The sequence below is a fragment of the Streptococcus mitis genome (genome assembly GCF_047462815.1).
In the GTDB taxonomy this organism is placed as follows: domain Bacteria; phylum Bacillota; class Bacilli; order Lactobacillales; family Streptococcaceae; genus Streptococcus; species Streptococcus mitis_DO.
Genome location: NZ_JASHFB010000008.1, coordinates 13923 through 31388, shown reverse-complemented (window position 1 = coordinate 31388; position 17466 = coordinate 13923). Strand labels below are relative to the sequence as shown.

The 17466-nt window shown below is 37.4% G+C and carries 16 protein-coding genes, 1 pseudogene and 1 other annotated feature; of the genes and pseudogenes, 16 read left to right on the top strand and 1 reads right to left on the bottom strand.

Going from position 1 to position 17466, the window contains the following annotated elements; all coding sequences use genetic code 11:
* Positions 1-56: 56 nt before the first annotated feature.
* Positions 57-1541 carry an oligosaccharide flippase family protein gene (locus tag QM865_RS05490; protein ID WP_414306201.1) on the bottom strand — a complete coding sequence of 495 codons (1485 nt, stop codon included), beginning with the start codon at positions 1539-1541 and terminating at the stop codon, positions 57-59.
* Positions 1542-1665: 124 nt separating this feature from the next.
* Here QM865_RS05490 and mecA point away from each other — a divergent pair, with 124 nt between their 5' ends.
* From mecA to QM865_RS05410, 16 genes and pseudogenes are all read left to right on the top strand, one after another.
* Complete coding sequence (mecA, locus tag QM865_RS05485; RefSeq protein ID WP_173214131.1) at positions 1666-2406, top strand: adaptor protein MecA; 741 nt, start codon at positions 1666-1668, stop codon at positions 2404-2406.
* 147 nt (positions 2407-2553) lie between these two features.
* Positions 2554-3840, top strand: a complete 1287-nt coding sequence (locus QM865_RS05480) for a homoserine dehydrogenase (protein ID WP_414306200.1) — start codon at positions 2554-2556, stop codon at positions 3838-3840.
* 1 nt (position 3841) lies between these two features.
* Entirely contained in the window at positions 3842-4711 is an 870-nt protein-coding gene (thrB, locus tag QM865_RS05475) for a homoserine kinase (protein ID WP_020903203.1), read from the top strand.
* 98 nt (positions 4712-4809) lie between these two features.
* Positions 4810-5748, top strand: coding sequence for a peptide-methionine (R)-S-oxide reductase MsrB (gene msrB, locus QM865_RS05470; RefSeq protein ID WP_203175337.1), 939 nt, complete (start codon positions 4810-4812; stop codon positions 5746-5748).
* Positions 5749-5808: 60 nt separating this feature from the next.
* The gene (locus QM865_RS05465; RefSeq protein ID WP_414306199.1) at positions 5809-7533 is read left to right on the top strand and encodes an ABC transporter ATP-binding protein; all 1725 of its coding nucleotides are present in this window, start codon (positions 5809-5811) and stop codon (positions 7531-7533) included.
* A 1-nt stretch (position 7534) separates the two neighbouring features.
* Entirely contained in the window at positions 7535-9283 is a 1749-nt protein-coding gene (locus QM865_RS05460; RefSeq protein WP_414306198.1) for an ABC transporter ATP-binding protein, read from the top strand.
* 260 nt (positions 9284-9543) lie between these two features.
* On the top strand, positions 9544-10803 hold the full coding sequence (locus tag QM865_RS05455) for a TRZ/ATZ family protein (protein WP_414306197.1): 1260 nt from the start codon (positions 9544-9546) through the stop codon (positions 10801-10803).
* Between the two features lie 75 nt (positions 10804-10878).
* Positions 10879-11014, top strand: a sequence feature (ribosomal protein L10 leader region).
* A 38-nt stretch (positions 11015-11052) separates the two neighbouring features.
* Positions 11053-11553 carry a 50S ribosomal protein L10 gene (gene rplJ, locus QM865_RS05450; RefSeq protein ID WP_001287277.1) on the top strand — a complete coding sequence of 167 codons (501 nt, stop codon included), beginning with the start codon at positions 11053-11055 and terminating at the stop codon, positions 11551-11553.
* A gap of 73 nt (positions 11554-11626) precedes the next feature.
* Complete coding sequence (gene rplL / locus QM865_RS05445) at positions 11627-11995, top strand: 50S ribosomal protein L7/L12 (RefSeq protein ID WP_001196965.1); 369 nt, start codon at positions 11627-11629, stop codon at positions 11993-11995.
* A gap of 201 nt (positions 11996-12196) precedes the next feature.
* Positions 12197-12328, top strand: coding sequence for a hypothetical protein (locus QM865_RS05440; protein ID WP_261265990.1), 132 nt, complete (start codon positions 12197-12199; stop codon positions 12326-12328).
* A 38-nt stretch (positions 12329-12366) separates the two neighbouring features.
* Positions 12367-12447, top strand: a pseudogene (locus QM865_RS05435) (replication initiator A domain protein); the annotation flags it as partial.
* A gap of 621 nt (positions 12448-13068) precedes the next feature.
* Entirely contained in the window at positions 13069-13752 is a 684-nt protein-coding gene (locus QM865_RS05430) for a response regulator transcription factor (protein WP_000276746.1), read from the top strand.
* The gene (locus QM865_RS05425; RefSeq protein ID WP_049502161.1) at positions 13745-15085 is read left to right on the top strand and encodes a sensor histidine kinase; all 1341 of its coding nucleotides are present in this window, start codon (positions 13745-13747) and stop codon (positions 15083-15085) included. The genes QM865_RS05430 and QM865_RS05425 overlap by 8 nt, the downstream gene beginning before the upstream one ends.
* Positions 15086-15255: 170 nt before the next feature.
* The gene (locus tag QM865_RS05420; protein ID WP_261078301.1) at positions 15256-15942 is read left to right on the top strand and encodes an ABC transporter ATP-binding protein; all 687 of its coding nucleotides are present in this window, start codon (positions 15256-15258) and stop codon (positions 15940-15942) included.
* Complete coding sequence (locus tag QM865_RS05415) at positions 15939-16679, top strand: lantibiotic ABC transporter permease (RefSeq protein WP_261078300.1); 741 nt, start codon at positions 15939-15941, stop codon at positions 16677-16679. The genes QM865_RS05420 and QM865_RS05415 overlap by 4 nt, the downstream gene beginning before the upstream one ends.
* Complete coding sequence (locus QM865_RS05410; RefSeq protein ID WP_000615441.1) at positions 16657-17319, top strand: hypothetical protein; 663 nt, start codon at positions 16657-16659, stop codon at positions 17317-17319. Before QM865_RS05415 ends, QM865_RS05410 begins: the two co-directional genes overlap by 23 nt.
* Positions 17320-17466 lie beyond the last annotated feature (147 nt).

Genomic DNA, 17466 nt, shown 5'->3' with positions numbered 1-17466 from the left:
TGACAAAGAGCCAAAAGAAGTCGCTTTTATTGAAAATTTACTACTAATAATAATGATTAGTTGGTTGTTTTTTTAATCTTACTTAGTATAAGATTTAGGGCATAGTGGAGTGTTTCATCTTTTGTGATAAAGAGTGTTAAGAGGTAGTAAATAGTACAACCTACAATGGTAGAGAGAACCATGAAAATCATGTTCAAAGTTACTGTATAAGACGTTATTTGAAAGAGCGTTTTAAAAGTTAGGTAAATGGGAATAAATCCTAGTGAGACAATGCTATAGCGTATAAGAAATGTGAAAATTTCTTTCAATTTAAGTAACTGATATTTTTTGATAAAGTGAATTTCAAGTAGAACGACTATGATTTCTGCACTTATAGTAGTGACGAGATAGTATACTGGTGAAAATATATTATTGAAATACAAGAAGCAGTTGAGTAGGAAATTTAATCCACCACCAATAAAGTAAAAGGCAGTTAGACGATTTTCGTGATTATTAATAAATATAATTTGTCTACCCAGAATCAATTCAATGGCCCAAATAACACTTCGAAAAGCAAAAATGCTAGTAATGATTCCCGCCTCAAGATATTTTTCAGAAGAATAAATAACGGTTGCATAACTTCCTAAAATCATAATTCCAATACTTGTTGGAATTATGAGGAAATAGAAAAATGATGCTGTTTGATTCACAAGAGATCTATAGGAATTGTAATCTTTTTTTCCAAGATAGTAGCTGAGACGTGGAACACTTACGTTTATAGCTCCACCTAGGACACCAGCAATTAACATAACGATGTTGGAAGCGATCGCATAATAAGAAATGTAGTTTTCATCAGGTCCATTGGTTATGAATATTCTATCGAGCAGGGTATAGAGCATACTGGAATTTGCTAATAGTAGCATAGTAAAGAGAGGCTTAGATTCTTTGGTTAATTCCACAAAACTAATCTTAACGAATGAAACTTTTCTCTTGATCCAAAGAAAACTAAGTAGATAATTTAGAATAGTGGTGGCACTCATGACAATGGCATAAGGAACAATATCATCTGCTGTTTTTACAAAAGTGAAGATTCCAACTAACATAGAAATCCGGATAATTAAGGTCTTATATAGGATGAAGGCATAGTTTTCATAAGCTTCGTTCATCCATTCGATATTGAGGAATTGGAAGAGTGCCTGTGCACCTAAGATATAGTAGAGAACTTTAAGATTCTCAATGTTGGTGTCAAAAAAGATAATAAGGAAGTAGATACCAGTTGTCAGGATAGAAGTGAAAACAGAAATATAAAACAACTTAGAAAAGACATAGTTGATTTTATTCTTATCGTCTTTGACTTTACTGATAGCTCGAATCCCGTAGTTGTATATTCCAAAGGCGGCTAAAGGAATGACAAAGCTGGCCCAGGTATTAGCAGTATTGAAATAACCGTAGTTGGATTTGCTGAGAATCCGAGTCAGATAAGGATTGGTTATCAGTGGAAAAACGATATTGAGAACATTGACTAGCAAGCTAGCCAGTGCATTAACTTTTATATTTTTCATTGTACTTTCTTTCTTGTATTGTAAAATGGTCTCTAGTATTATATCACATTCTCGCTTCATTCTTTTGATAAAATCGTAAAAATCTAGTATAATAGATAGAACTGAAAGTATGAGGTTACTAGCAATGAAAATGAAACAAATCAGTGATACAACTTTAAAAATCACGATGTCTTTAGAAGATTTGATGGATCGAGGAATGGAGATTGCTGACTTTCTCGTTCCTCAAGAAAAAACAGAAGAGTTCTTTTATGCCATCTTGGATGAGTTAGAGATGCCTGATAGCTTTCTAGATACAGGCATGTTGAGTTTCCGTGTGACTCCAAAACCTGATAAGGTAGATGTCTTTGTGACCAAGTCAAAGATTGACCAAAATCTAGATTTTGAAGATCTATCGGATTTGCCAGACATGGAAGAATTGGCTCAAATGTCGCCAGATGAATTTATCAAAACTTTAGAAAAAAGCATCGCAGACAAAACTAAGGATGATATTGAAGCCATTCAATCCCTAGAGCAAGTTGAAGCCAAGGAAGAAGAGCAGGAACAGGCTGAACAAGAAGTTGAAAGCAAGAAAGAGCCTTATATCTACTATATCCTTTCTTTTGCTAAGTTGGCTGACTTGGTGGCTTTTGCCAAGACAGTGACTTTTGAGATGGAAACTTCTGAACTCTACAAAATGAACGAGCGCTATTATTTGACCATTTTAGTGGATATTGAAAATCATCCAAGTCCATATCCAGCTTGGCTGTTGGCCCGTATGCGCGAGTTTGCGGACGATAGTGACATCAGTCGCTCAGTCTTGCAAGAGTATGGTCAAGTCTTGATGAATCACGATGCAGTGCTTAATTTGCAAAAGATTGGTTCATAATTTTAAAAATCAATTTTCATCTATCAAGAAAGACGAATCATGGGATTCGTTTTTTCTTTTCTAGATTGAAATAGTGAATTACTATAATAGGAATTTTCACAAAATTCTGTTATAATGGCTATATTAGAAAATTTCGAGGAGACAAACATGACAGTTAAAATTGCTTTACTAGGATTTGGTACCGTTGCAAGTGGTGTGCCTTTCCTCCTAAAGGAAAATGGAGAAAAAATCAATCAATCAGCACATTCAGAGATTGAGGTTGCTAAGGTATTGGTCAAGGATGAAGATGAAAAGAATCGCTTGCTTGCAGCAGGAAATGACTTTAACTTTGTAACCAATGTGGATGATATTTTGTCAGACCAGGACATTACGATCGTAGTGGAATTGATGGGGCGTATCGAACCAGCTAAAACCTTTATCACTCGTGCCTTGGAGGCTGGCAAACACGTTGTTACTGCCAATAAGGACCTTTTGGCTGTCCATGGTGCAGAATTGCTAGAAATCGCTAAAGCCAACAATGTAGCACTTTACTACGAAGCAGCAGTAGCGGGAGGTATTCCAATTCTTCGCACTCTAGCAAATTCCTTGGCTTCTGATAAAATCACTCGCGTACTTGGTGTGGTTAACGGAACTTCTAACTTCATGATGACCAAGATGGTGGAAGAAGGCTGGTCTTACGATGATGCTCTTGCGGAAGCTCAAAGACTTGGATTTGCAGAAAGTGACCCTACAAATGACGTAGATGGGATTGATGCAGCTTACAAGATGGTGATTTTGAGCCAATTTGCCTTTGGCATGAAGGTTGCCTTCGACGATGTAGCCCATAAGGGAATCCGCAACATCACACCAGAAGATGTAGCTGTGGCTCAAGACCTTGGTTATGTAGTGAAATTGGTTGGTTCTATTGAGGAAACTCCTTCAGGTATTGCTGCAGAAGTGACTCCAACCTTCCTTCCTAAAGTGCACCCACTCGCTAGTGTAAATGGCGTAATGAACGCTGTCTTTGTAGAATCTATCGGTATCGGTGAGTCTATGTACTACGGACCAGGTGCTGGTCAAAAACCAACTGCAACGAGTGTTGTGGCGGATATTGTCCGTATCGTTCGTCGCTTGAATGATGGTACCATTGGCAAAGATTTCAACGAATACAGCCGTGACTTGGTCTTGGCAAATGCTGAAGATGTCAAAGCTAATTACTACTTCTCAATCTTGGCTCCAGACTCAAAAGGTCAGGTCTTGAAATTGGCTGAAATCTTCAATGCTCAAGATATTTCCTTCAAGCAAATCCTCCAAGATGGAAAAGAAGGTGACAAGGCGCGTGTTGTTATCATCACACACAAGATTAATAAAGCCCAGCTTGAAAATGTCTCAGCTGAATTGAAGAAGGTTTCAGAATTCGACCTCTTAAATACCTTCAAGGTGCTAGGAGAATAAGATGAAGATTATTGTACCTGCAACCAGTGCCAATATCGGGCCAGGTTTTGACTCGGTCGGTGTAGCTGTAACCAAGTATCTTCAAATTGAGGTATGTGAAGAACGGGATGAGTGGCTGATTGAACATCAGATTGGCAAATGGATTCCCCACGACGAGCGTAACCTCTTGCTCAAAATCGCTTTACAAATTGTACCAGACTTGCAGCCAAGACGTTTGAAAATGACCAGTGATGTTCCCTTGGCGCGTGGTTTGGGTTCTTCCAGCTCTGTTATTGTAGCTGGGATTGAACTAGCCAACCAACTGGGTCAGCTCAACTTGTCTGATCATGAAAAATTGCAGTTGGCGACCAAGATTGAAGGACATCCTGACAATGTGGCTCCAGCCATTTATGGTAATCTCGTTATTGCAAGTTCCGTTGAAGGACAAGTCTCTGCTATCGTAGCAGACTTCCCAGAGTGTGATTTCCTAGCCTACATTCCAAACTATGAATTGCGTACTCGAGACAGCCGTGGTGTCTTGCCTAAGAAATTGTCCTACAAAGAAGCTGTTGCGGCTAGTTCTATCGCCAATGTGGCTGTTGCCGCCTTGTTGGCAGGAGACATGGTGACCGCTGGGCAAGCAATCGAGGGAGACCTCTTCCACGAGCGCTATCGTCAGGACTTGGTGAGAGAATTTGCGACGATTAAGCAAGTGGCCAAAGAAAATGGTGCCTATGCAACCTACCTCTCTGGTGCTGGGCCGACAGTTATGGTCTTGGCTTCTCATGACAAGATGCCAACGATTAAGGCAGAATTGGAAAAGCAACCCTTCAAAGGAAAGCTTCATGACTTGAAGGTTGATACCCAAGGTGTCCGTGTCGAAGCAAAATAAAGAATAGAAGATAGGATGGGGAAACTCTCGACCAGAGGGCTTCCTATCCTTTTTTTGAAAAGAATTCGAGTTAAAAACTTGATAAAGGAGAAATAAAGATGGCAGAAATTTATCTAGCAGGTGGTTGTTTTTGGGGCCTAGAGGAATATTTTTCACGCATTTCTGGAGTGCTAGCAACCAGTGTTGGCTACGCTAATGGACAAGTCGAAACGACCAATTACCAGCTGCTCAAGGAAACAGACCATGCAGAAACGGTTCAGGTAATTTATGATGAGAAGGCAGTGTCACTCAGAGAGATTTTACTTTATTATTTCCGTGTTATTGATCCATTATCAGTCAATCAACAAGGGAATGACCGTGGACGTCAGTATCGGACCGGTATATATTATCAGGATGAAGCAGACTTGCCAGCTATCTTCACAGTGGTGCAGGAGCAGGAGCGCATGCTTGGGCGAAAGATTGCAGTAGAGGTGGAGAAACTTCGCCACTACATTCTGGCTGAAGATTACCACCAAGACTATCTTAAGAAGAATCCTTCAGGTTACTGTCATATCGATGTGACCGATGCTGAGAAGCCATTGATTGATGCCTCTAACTATGAAAAGCCTAGTCAAGAGGTGTTAAAGGGCAGTTTATCTGAAGAATCCTATCGTGTTACCCAAGAAGCTTCTACAGAGGCTCCATTTACCAATGCCTATGACCAAACCTTTGAAGAGGGAATTTATGTAGACATCACGACAGGTGAGCCACTCTTTTTTGCCAAGGATAAGTTTGCCTCAGGATGTGGTTGGCCAAGTTTTAGTCGTCCGATTTCTAAGGAATTGATTCACTACTACAAGGACCTGAGTCATGGAATGGAGCGAATCGAGGTTCGTTCTCGGTCAGGAAACGCTCACTTGGGTCATGTTTTCACAGATGGACCGCGTGAGTTTGGTGGCCTCCGTTACTGTATCAATTCTGCTTCCTTGCGCTTTGTGGCCAAGGATGAGATGGAAGAGGAAGGATATGGCTATCTACTGCCTTACTTAAGCAAATAAAACAGAGAGGGTGGGCACTTCCCACTTTCTTTATTTCTAGAAAACGAATAGAAGGGATCTATGAAACACCTATTATCTTACTTTAAACCCTACTTCAAGGAATCGATTTTAGCACCCTTGTTCAAGCTGTTAGAAGCTGTTTTTGAGCTCTTGGTTCCCATGGTGATTGCTGGGATTGTTGACCAATCCTTGCCCCAGAGAAATCAAAATCATCTCTGGATGCAGATTGGCCTGCTCCTTATTTTTGCAGTGATTGGTGTTGTAGTGGCCTTAATAGCCCAGTTCTACTCAGCTAAGGCTGCGGTTGGATTTGCCAAAGAATTGACAGGTGACCTCTATCGCCATATTCTTTCCTTGCCCAAGGACAGCAGAGATCGTTTGACCACTTCTAGCTTGGTCACTCGCTTGACTTCGGATACCTACCAGATTCAGACTGGTATCAATCAATTCCTGCGTCTCTTTTTACGAGCGCCTATTATCGTTTTTGGAGCCATTTTTATGGCCTATCGAATCTCAGCTGAGCTGACTCTCTGGTTCTTGGTCATGGTTGTCATTTTGACCATTGTTATTGTAGGGCTCTCTAGACTGGTTAATCCTCTCTACAGCAGTCTGAGAAAGAAAACGGATCAGCTGGTTCAGGAAACGCGCCAGCAATTACAAGGGATGCGGGTTATTCGTGCTTTTGGTCAAGAAAAACGAGAGTTACAGATTTTTCAAACCCTTAACCAAGTTTATGCCAGATTGCAAGAAAAAACAGGCTTCTGGTCTAGTTTATTAACACCCCTGACCTATCTGATTGTAAATGGAACTCTCCTAGTCATTATCTGGCAAGGCTATATTTTTATTCAAGGAGGATTGCTCAGTCAAGGCGCTCTCATTGCCCTTATTAATTATCTCCTACAGATCTTGGTGGAATTGGTCAAGCTAGCCATGCTGATCAATTCTCTCAACCAGTCCTACATCTCAGCTAAGCGAATCGAGGAAGTCTTTGCTGAGGCTCCAGAAGACATCCATTCAGAATTAGAGAAAAAGCAAGTTACCAGCAATCAGGTTTTACAAGTTCAAGAACTGACCTTTACCTATCCTGATGCGGCCCAGCCTTCTCTGAGAGACATTTCCTTTGATATGACTCAAGGACAAATCCTTGGTATCATTGGGGGAACGGGTTCTGGTAAATCAAGCTTGGTGCAAGTCTTACTTGGTCTTTATCCAGTAGATAAGGGAAGCATAGATCTTTATCGAGATGGATCTAGCCCTCATAATTTAGAGCAATGGCGGTCCTGGATTGCTTATGTACCCCAAAAAGTCGAACTTTTTAAGGGAACTATTCGTTCCAACTTGACTCTAGGTTTAGATCAAGAAGTAACTGACCAAGAACTCTGGCAGGCCTTGGAGATTGCGCAAGCTAAGGATTTTGTCAGTGAAAAGGAAGGACTCTTAGATGCCCTAGTTGAGGCAGGAGGGCGAAATTTCTCAGGTGGACAAAAACAAAGGCTGTCTATCGCACGAGCAGTCTTGCGCCAAGCCCCTTTTCTCATCCTAGATGATGCTACCTCCGCGTTGGATACCATTACGGAGTCCAAGCTCTTGAAAGCTATCCGAGAGAACTTACCAAATACAAGCTTAATCTTGATTTCTCAACGAACCTCGACTTTACAGATGGCTGACCAGATTCTCCTCTTGGAAAAAGGTGAGCTTTTAGCTATCGGCAAGCACGAGGACTTGATGAAGTCCAGTCAAGTTTATCGCGAAATCAATGCATCCCAACATGGAAAGGAGGACTAGCATGAGACGACAAACTGCAAACCAGACGCTTAAACGTTTGGCCAAAGATTTAGCAAGCCATCCCTTCCTCCTTTTCTTAGCCTTTATAGGAACCATTGCCCAGGTTGGTTTATCGATTTACCTACCTATCTTGATTGGTCAGGTTATTGACCAAGTCCTAGTGGCCGATTCATCATCAGTTTTTTGGCACATTTTCACTCAGATGATCTTGGTGATCATAGGAAACACTTTAGTTCAATGGATCAATCCTCTTCTTTATAATCGCTTAATCTTCTCTTATACTAAAGATTTGCGAGAGCGAATTATCCATAAGCTCCACCGTTTACCGATTTCCTTTGTAGATCGACAAGGAAGTGGGGAAATGGTCAGTCGGGTAACCACAGACATAGAACAGTTGGCAGCTGGCTTGACCATGATTTTTAACCAATTTTTCATTGGAGTCTTGATGATTTTGATTAGTATTCTAGCCATGCTTCAAATTCATCTCCTCATGACTCTCTTAGTCTTGCTGTTGACACCACTTTCTATGGTAATCTCACGCTTTATTGCTAAACGGTCCTATCATCTCTTCCAAAAACAAACAGAGACGAGGGGGATTCAGACACAATTAATTGAAGAATCGTTGAGCCAGCAGACTATTATTCAATCTTTTAATGCTCAATCAGAGTTTATCCAAAGGCTGCGAGAGGCTAATGACAACTACTCAGGTTATTCGCAGTCAGCCATCTTTTATTCTTCAACGGTCAATCCTTCGACTCGCTTTGTAAATGCACTCATTTACGCACTTTTAGCTGGAGTGGGAGCTTATCGTATTATGATAGGGTCCACCTTGACCATCGGGCGTTTAGTGACCTTTTTGAACTATGTTCAGCAATACACCAAGCCTTTTAACGATATTTCTTCAGTTTTGGCCGAGTTGCAAAGTGCCTTGGCATGTGCAGAGCGTGTTTATGCTGTCTTAGAAAGTCCTGAGGTGGCTGAAACAGGTAAGGAAGTCTTGACCAGTGACCAAGTTAAGGGAGCTATTTCCTTTAAACATGTCTCTTTTGGCTACCATCCTGAAAAGATTTTGATTAAGGATTTATCAATTGATATTCCAGCTGGTAGCAAGGTGGCAATCGTTGGTCCTACAGGTGCCGGAAAATCAACCCTTATCAATCTTCTCATGCGCTTTTATCCCATTAACTCGGGAGATATCTTGCTAGACGGACGATCCATTTATGACTATAGTCGTGCCTCTTTACGCCAGCAGTTTGGAATGGTGCTCCAAGAAACCTGGCTCAAGCAAGGGACCATTCATGACAATATTGCCTTTGGAAATCCTGATGCCAGTCGGGAGCAAGTGATTGCTGCTGCAAAGGCAGCCAATGCAGACTTTTTCATTCAACAGTTGCCGCAGGGATACGATACCAAGTTGGAAAATGCGGGAGAATCTCTCTCTGTCGGTCAGGCTCAGCTCTTGACCATCGCCCGAGTCTTTCTGGCTATTCCCAAGATTCTTATCTTAGACGAAGCAACTTCATCCATCGATACGCGGACAGAAGTGCTGGTACAGGATGCCTTTGCTAAACTCATGAAGGGGCGTACAAGCTTTATCATTGCCCATCGCTTGTCAACCATTCAGGATGCGGATATGATTCTAGTCTTAGTGGATGGTGATATTGTTGAGTATGGGAACCATCATGACCTTATGTCTAAGAAGGGCAAGTATTACCAAATGCAGCAAGCTGCAGCTTTTAGCTCTGAATAATCCTTTTTAATTTCGAACTCTTATAGACAAAAAAAGTTGCCTTCGGGTGACTTTTTTGTTACAATAGCTAGAAAAATTGTTCACTGTAATACTCAATGAAAATCAAAGAGCAAATTAGGAAGCTAGTCGCAGGTTGCTCAAAACACTGTTTTGAGGTTGTAGATAAGATTGACGAAGTCAGTAACCATATATCTACGGCAAGGTGAATCTGAAGTGGTTTGAATTTGAGTATAAATTGTCTTTTAGAAAAGGAGCCTAGTATGAAAGTCTTTCAGCATGTAAATATCGTGACTTGTGACCAAGATTTCCATGTCTATCTTGATGGAATCTTAGCTGTTAAGGATTCTCAAATCGTCTATGTTGGTCAAGAGAAGTCAGAGATTTTAGAGCAAGCTGAGCAGATTATAGACTATCAGGGAGCCTGGATTATGCCAGGTTTGGTCAATTGTCACACCCATTCTGCTATGACAGGATTGAGAGGAATTCGAGATGATAGCAATCTCTATGAATGGCTCAATGACTATATCTGGCCAGCAGAAGCTGAGTTTACTCCCGACATAACTACTAAGGCGGTTAAAGAAGCGATGATAGAAATGCTCCAGTCGGGAACAACAACCTTCAACGATATGTATAATCCCAATGGTGTGGATATTGAGCGGATTTATCAGGCAGTGAAAACTTCCAAGATGCGTTGTTATTTCTCACCGACACTCTTTTCTTCAGAGATAGAAACAACTACTGAGACCATTACTAGAACACGAGGCATCATCGAGGAAATCTTAGGATATGAACATCCAAATTTTAAGGTTATGGTAGCCCCACATTCTCCCTACAGCTGTAGTAGAGACTTACTGACAGAAAGTTTAGATATGGCAAAAGAGTTGAATATTCCTATCCATATCCATGTTGCGGAGACCAAGGAGGAATCAGACATTATCCTGAAACGATATGGCAAACGTCCCCTAGCCTTTCTAGAAGAACTGGGTTACTTAGAGCATCCGTCTGTCTTTGCTCACGGGGTTGAATTAAACGAGCGAGAAATTGAACGTTTATCAACATCTCAAGTGGCTATCGCCCACAATCCTATCAGTAATCTCAAACTGGCTTCAGGAATTGCTCCAATTATCCAACTCCAAAAAGCAGGAGTAGCAGTGGGAATTGCGACTGACTCGGTTGCTTCCAATAATAATCTAGATATGTTTGAGGAAGGACGGACAGCTGCACTACTACAGAAAATGAAGAGCGGAGATGCCAGCCAATTTCCTATCGAAACAGCTCTCAAGGCGCTGACAATTGAAGGGGCTAAGGTTCTTGGAATGGAAGAACAGATAGGAAGTCTGGAAGTTGGCAAGCAAGCAGATTTTCTCGTTATTCAACCACAGGGAAAAATTCATCTCCAACCCAAAGAAAATATGCTATCTCACCTGGTTTATGCTGTTAAATCCAGTGATGTAGATGATGTTTATATCGCCGGAGAACAGGTTGTGAAGCAAGGCCGAGTCCTGACAGTAGAACTGTAAAAGAAAAATCACGAAAAATTTTAAAAAAAGTTTGCAAAAATCTTGCATTCTTTTTTTGACTATGCTATACTTATATACGGTTTGAAAAAACTGCCTAAGACAGTAGGGGAGCTCGACTCATAAGTATCCTACCGAGGACAAAACGTATCATGTAAAAAGAAGCGTATTGTACTTTCGTGTCTAGGTTTGGGCGCGTTTTTCTTTTGAAAAATTTCCCCAAGCAAAATAATAACGGAGGTGAACACACTAATGAGTGAAGCAATTATTGCTAAAAAAGCGGAACTAGTTGACGTAGTAGCTGAAAAAATGAAAGCTGCTGCATCTATCGTCGTTGTAGACGCTCGTGGTTTGACAGTTGAGCAAGATACAGTTCTTCGTCGTGAGCTTCGTGGAAGCGAAGTTGAGTACAAAGTCATTAAAAACTCAATCTTGCGTCGTGCAGCTGAAAAAGCTGGTCTTGAAGATCTTGCATCTGTATTTGTTGGACCATCTGCAGTAGCATTTTCTAACGAAGATGTTATCGCACCAGCGAAAATCTTGAACGACTTTTCTAAAAACGCTGAAGCACTTGAAATCAAAGGTGGTGCAATCGAAGGCGCTGTCGCATCTAAAGAAGAGATTCTTGCACTTGCAACTCTTCCAAACCGCGAAGGACTTCTTTCTATGCTCCTTTCTGTACTTCAAGCGCCAGTGCGCAACGTTGCTCTTGCAGTCAAAGCGGTTGCAGACAACAAAGAAGACGCAGCTTAATCTTAAGCTACGCAGCGTAGCCTAGCTACGAAAATCTATTATAAATTTAAAAACATATTTGGAGGAAATAACAATGGCATTGAACATTGAAAACATTATTGCTGAAATTAAAGAAGCTTCAATCCTTGAATTGAACGACCTTGTAAAAGCTATCGAAGAAGAATTTGGTGTAACTGCAGCTGCTCCTGTAGCTGTTGCTGCAGCTGGTGCTGCTGACGCTGGTGCTGCTAAAGATTCATTCGACGTTGAATTGACATCTGCAGGCGACAAAAAAGTTGGCGTTATCAAAGTTGTACGTGAAATCACAGGTCTTGGTCTTAAAGAAGCTAAAGAACTTGTTGACGGTGCACCAGCACTTGTTAAAGAAGGCGTTGCAACTGCAGAAGCTGAAGAAATCAAAGCTAAATTGGAAGAAGCTGGAGCTTCAGTTACTCTTAAATAAGAGGCATATACCAATTAGAATTCGGAATACTATAGTATCAGCCTTTTAGAATTGTGAACACATTTTAGAAACTGATAAATTAATTTAGTTTCCTACCAAAAATCCTACCAAAAATTAATTTGGCAGGGTTTTTCTTTTTAATAAAATTATTTTGGGGAACAGTTGAATATTGTTCTCCTTTTTTTATTTTCAGGAGGGAAAATGACAAAAGAATTACAATCATCACGCTATACTGTCATTTCATTTTTAGTACGTGAAATGAGAATTGATATTGTTGAGGCCATCTCTCGTATGGCTGAATTAGAAAAAAGTGGTTTGGTTCGATTGGAATAAAGTGGAGATTTAATACTCAAAGAACTTGGAGGAGCGCTATGAAACGAATTACCGCAAATCAATACCAAACTTCAGAACGGTATTATAAATTACCTAAAATTCTTTTTGAGGATGAGGAGGATAGGAATACTCAACCTATCTTGAAAAGAAAAGTTGAAAAGGTCACATTTCTTTATCATTTTTAACCTTGCTTTACTTGTCTTGGCAGGCTGGGCTGGGCATAAGTGGAAGAAGGGATAGAAAATAATCTGAACAAGTTCAAAATGTATTCCGTTTTTTTAGGACATGAAAAATTTTAGAAATTGATTCTTTCTTAAATTTGAATTTCACTAGCAGTGTAAAGATGATTTTTTCTCTGAATAAAATCTGAATTTTCTCTGATACAATCTCAAATGTCAAGGTTCAATAATTGTTACTTCAGTAGGTGATGAGGGTCTAGATTAAAATAATCAAGAAGCATTGAAACATTAAGTTGGAGAACTTAAGGGGGAGGATTATTCACATATAGATGGGAAAGTTATGGTTATTTCTGCTGGATAAGAAATGATATTGATGGCACTCAAATTATATTATTAAATATTACGAATTTTGTTCAAGATAGTGTAAAATAGATTTGTACTATTTTTTAAAAATATAATTTAAAAAATAAAGAACAATTACAAATTGATGTATTGAGACTATTCTTTGTCAAGAATACGGAGCTTTGCAGATAGTTCTCTAAAATATTTTGAGGTGATAGAATGTATAAGATATTAGTTGTAGATGACGATTTTGAAATTTTGAAACTGATGCGAACTATTTTAGAGATGAAAAACTATCAGGTAACGACGTATCAAGAAGTCACCGTACCAATCAATATTAATAATTTCAAAGGATTTGATTTGATTTTATTAGATGTAATGATGCCTAATATAGATGGTATGCAAATTTGTAAGCAGATTAGAAATAAAGTAAGATCTCCTATTATTTTTGTTAGTGCAAAAGATACCGAAGATGATATAGTATCAGGGTTGAATTTAGGAGGAGATGACTATATTACAAAACCTTTCAGCATCAATCAATTAATTGCCAAAGTTGCTGCAAATCTCAAACGAGAAGAACGATACAAACAAGGTGAATTAAGTAATCAAATTGTTCGAGAATTATCCCCAATAACGATTTATTTACAAGAAAAAATTGTTTGTATTAATGGAGATAGTCTTGCTTTTACAAGTAGGGAATATGATATCATAGAGCTATTATCTAGCAATCCAAGAAAAATTTTTACTGTACAAGATATATATGAAAATGTTTATGATGATGATGCTGAAACCCTCTTTCGTTCAATATCTGAGTATATCTATCAAATAAGATTAAAATTCTCATCGTATGGAATTAATCCTATAAAAACAGTTAGAGGTATGGGATACAAGTGGCATGAGTAAGAAGAGTACAATTAGAGGGCGCATAATAAGGACTGTTTTAGAACTAGTAACAGGTACGTTACTGAGTATACTTTTATTTTTTATATTTACTTATTTACTTGTTTTTACTGGACAATTAAATGTATACGGCTCTAAAATGGAAATTTCAGTGAGTGATAGCAGCAATTTAAGTGATGTAGTCCAAGCAATGAATAACTCTATATTTGACTATGTTGTATTTAATCGCAAGACGGGTACAATTGAAGAGGGTAACTATCAAAAAAAGGATTTGCCAGCCTATCGAGAAGTTTTTGCTAAAAATGAATCCATAAGTAATGATGCAGTGTATTATGGGTATTACGCTAATTCAGAGATTGTACTTACTGTCAGGCAACCCATGATACCTGAGTTTGTTAATCCGAATTTGCGTCACTTTTCATTTAATCTATTTTCTTATTTATTTTTCTTCGTTATCGAAACAATTTTACTCATTTGGTCACTTACAAGATTAATAAAAGAATTTTCAAATAATTTTCTCCTCATACAAAAAAAGACTTTAAACATGGGACAGTTAACATTTAAAGATAAAAACATTCCTGCTCAAATACAAGAGTTCGATGAAATTCTTTCTGTATTATATCAAAAGGACGACGAGTTAACTAATTTACTCAAATCAGAGAGAAGGGAGAAGGAAGATTTATCTTTTCAAGTTGGTGCATTAGCTCATGATGTAAAAACTCCTTTAACAGTACTAAAGGGAAATTTAGAGTTGCTTGAATTAACTAACTTGACTGTTCAACAGAAGGAATACACTCAGTCAATGAATAACAGTATAGTAGTTTTTGAAAGATACTTTAGTTCAATGATTGATTATTCAAGATTACTAATTGAAGATAAAGATTATGGAGAACAGATACATTTATCCGAATTTTTAAGTGAGCTGTCAGTAGAAGCGAAATCTGTAATGAATAATGCAAAGGTTGATTTCAAAATTATTAATACTACAAAATTAATATTTTTTAAGGGAAATCGCTTTAATTTAAATCGGGCATTAATTAACATTTTAGCAAATGCAGCAAGATATAGTTCTGGAGAAAAAAAAGTTACGCTTACTATCATTGAGGAAACAGAGTATATTAATTTTGTAGTGTGGAATAATGGTCTGCCTTTTACTGAACAGTCCTTATTAAATGCAGATAAGTTATTTTATACTGAGAATAAAGGTAGGAATAATAAGCACTATGGTTTAGGGTTAGCATTTGCTAAACAAGTTGCAACTAGACATTTAGGAGAATTGTTTTTATCAAATCCAGATAGAGGTGGCGCTCAAGTGACGTTGCTTATTAAAAAATAATTCTGTAAGGATATATTAGATAGCTTCCATATAATAGTTATGTATAAAAATAGATGGTTTTCTAAATTGAGGACTGTCTATTTTTTTAATTTTGTAAAATTGGAAATTCTGAACAAATTTTGAAAAATAAAGTATAACATACAAGTATAAAACAAGGAGGAATTATAGTTATGAATATACAAGTTCAAAAACTTAGAAAATCATATAAGGATAGAGAAGTACTGAAAAATATTTCTTTTGAAATAAAAGAGGGGAGTATTTGTGGATTATTAGGTATTAATGGTGCAGGAAAATCAACAATTATGAAGATTATTTTTGGTCTTGAAAATGCTGATAGTGGTACGGTTATTTTTAATGGGAAAAAAAATGCGGGTATATATAAGATTGGAGCGCTTATTGAAACTCCAGCTATCTACATGAACTTATCTGCTTATGATAACTTAAAAACAAGAGCATTGTTATATGACATTTCTGACGAACGAATTAATGAAGTATTAAACTTGATTGGGCTATCTAATACGGGAAAGAAAAAAGCAGGGAGCTTTTCTTTAGGTATGAAACAACGTTTGGGATTAGGTATGGCAATAATTACTAGTCCAGATTTGCTCATTTTAGATGAACCTACCAATGGATTGGATCCAGATGGTATAAAGGAATTGTTGAATTTAATGATTTCTTTAAAGAAATCAGGAATGACAATTCTTTTATCTAGCCATCAACTGTATGAAGTTAGTAAAGTGGCAGATAAAGTTGTTATTTTACATGATGGTCAAATTTTTTACGATGGTTCGAATGTTCAAAGTGATGATTTAGAATCTTTATTTATAAGAATTGTTCATGGAGGTGACGCAATATGATAAAAATATTTAAATCAGAATGGTTAAAACAGCGAAAAAATACATCCAAAAAATTCTTGATAATAGCTCCTGGATTGTCGATTTTAATAGCTGTATTACTTGTTGGACCGAGTATTCTAGAAAGTTTTTCAATATATTGGTGGGAAGCCGTCTTTTTGTACACGCTTATTGGATTGTTATTTTTATATGATTATAAAGCAGAAGAAGCTGCAGGAAACTTCCAGAATATATACTTTCGAAATGATAGCATAAAAATATATATCGTAAAGATACTTTTAAAATTAAAAGATTTACTCATTTCGAACGTATGGTTTTTAGCTATATTATTATTTACAAGTAATTTTTTGTATGGCGACTTAATATCATTGAATATAATTGGTGACTTAATTTGTTTAGTACTTATTTCGATAACATCCATATGGGTATTGCCACTCTTGTATCTATTTTCGAAACGGATCAATCCCTATATCCTAGTATCTATTAACTCCTTGATTTGTTTTTTGGTTGCACCTTTTATCGCTCAAAGTAGCTTTTGGTTCTTCTTTCCTTTTACATATCATTATAAAATTGCTTATAGTCTTATGTATATAAAACCGTCAGGAGATCTAGATTTAACAAATCATGTAACAGACGTTAAAATGGTAGTATTTGCCGTATTTCTATCATTGATTCTATTTATCGTTTCTTTGTTAATGTTAAATTGGAGGTTAAGTAATGATCCAATTGCTAAAAAGTGAAATGATTAAATTTAAAGGTTCGTATCAACTATACATTATTTTGATTTTGTCTACTATACAACTATTGACAATTCCAATTTACATATTATCTGTAAATAACACAATTGTATTGGAAAATATTATCTTTTTACCGATGTTAGGCTATTGTATGATAACTACGATAATCACTTTATTAGTATCTGAACAAGAAATCAATGCTAATAAATATCAGAATATTAGAAGCGGGAGAAATATATCCAGTATATGGGGAGCGAAACTTTTTGTGTTAGATTTACTATTATCTTTACTCACTATTCCTTTATGGGTAGTTGTAGGTATAGAGTTAGAACACTTTTCATATTATTTTTACGTAGGAATAGTTAGTTGGTTATTACTAATATTGTTAAGTCATTTCCACATGCTATTGACATTGTTTATTGCGAAAGGCGGCAATTTACTTATAGCTGTTGTAGAAAGTTTATTTATAGTATTTGCAACAAATAAAGTTTTTCTTAATATTTTTTGGATTCCAGTAATTTTACCAGTTAATATAATTTTAGAAAATAATTTTAGAAGCACAACCTATTTATTAGCTTTAACTTTTTATGTTGTATTATTGTTTGTTGCTAATTTAGTAGTTGTAAGCAGAAAAGGTGTTTAATTATATACTATGATTGAAATGAAGGGAGTGTTAAATTTTTGGATGGAAGTTTGGGAATTGTTTTAACTTTACTTCATATCCAAAATAAGTCTGTAAAGACATATTGGAGAGAGGCGTTATTGATTTTTGATAATTTAACTATAGAAA

Coding starts and splice junctions, on each gene's coding strand:
- QM865_RS05490 (WP_414306201.1), bottom strand. CDS start 1,541: ATGAAAAATATAAAAGTTAATGCACTGGCTAGCTTGCTAGTCAATGTT.
- mecA (WP_173214131.1), top strand. CDS start 1,666: ATGAAAATGAAACAAATCAGTGATACAACTTTAAAAATCACGATGTCT.
- QM865_RS05480 (WP_414306200.1), top strand. CDS start 2,554: ATGACAGTTAAAATTGCTTTACTAGGATTTGGTACCGTTGCAAGTGGT.
- thrB (WP_020903203.1), top strand. CDS start 3,842: ATGAAGATTATTGTACCTGCAACCAGTGCCAATATCGGGCCAGGTTTT.
- msrB (WP_203175337.1), top strand. CDS start 4,810: ATGGCAGAAATTTATCTAGCAGGTGGTTGTTTTTGGGGCCTAGAGGAA.
- QM865_RS05465 (WP_414306199.1), top strand. CDS start 5,809: ATGAAACACCTATTATCTTACTTTAAACCCTACTTCAAGGAATCGATT.
- QM865_RS05460 (WP_414306198.1), top strand. CDS start 7,535: ATGAGACGACAAACTGCAAACCAGACGCTTAAACGTTTGGCCAAAGAT.
- QM865_RS05455 (WP_414306197.1), top strand. CDS start 9,544: ATGAAAGTCTTTCAGCATGTAAATATCGTGACTTGTGACCAAGATTTC.
- rplJ (WP_001287277.1), top strand. CDS start 11,053: ATGAGTGAAGCAATTATTGCTAAAAAAGCGGAACTAGTTGACGTAGTA.
- rplL (WP_001196965.1), top strand. CDS start 11,627: ATGGCATTGAACATTGAAAACATTATTGCTGAAATTAAAGAAGCTTCA.
- QM865_RS05440 (WP_261265990.1), top strand. CDS start 12,197: ATGACAAAAGAATTACAATCATCACGCTATACTGTCATTTCATTTTTA.
- QM865_RS05430 (WP_000276746.1), top strand. CDS start 13,069: ATGTATAAGATATTAGTTGTAGATGACGATTTTGAAATTTTGAAACTG.
- QM865_RS05425 (WP_049502161.1), top strand. CDS start 13,745: ATGAGTAAGAAGAGTACAATTAGAGGGCGCATAATAAGGACTGTTTTA.
- QM865_RS05420 (WP_261078301.1), top strand. CDS start 15,256: ATGAATATACAAGTTCAAAAACTTAGAAAATCATATAAGGATAGAGAA.
- QM865_RS05415 (WP_261078300.1), top strand. CDS start 15,939: ATGATAAAAATATTTAAATCAGAATGGTTAAAACAGCGAAAAAATACA.
- QM865_RS05410 (WP_000615441.1), top strand. CDS start 16,657: ATGATCCAATTGCTAAAAAGTGAAATGATTAAATTTAAAGGTTCGTAT.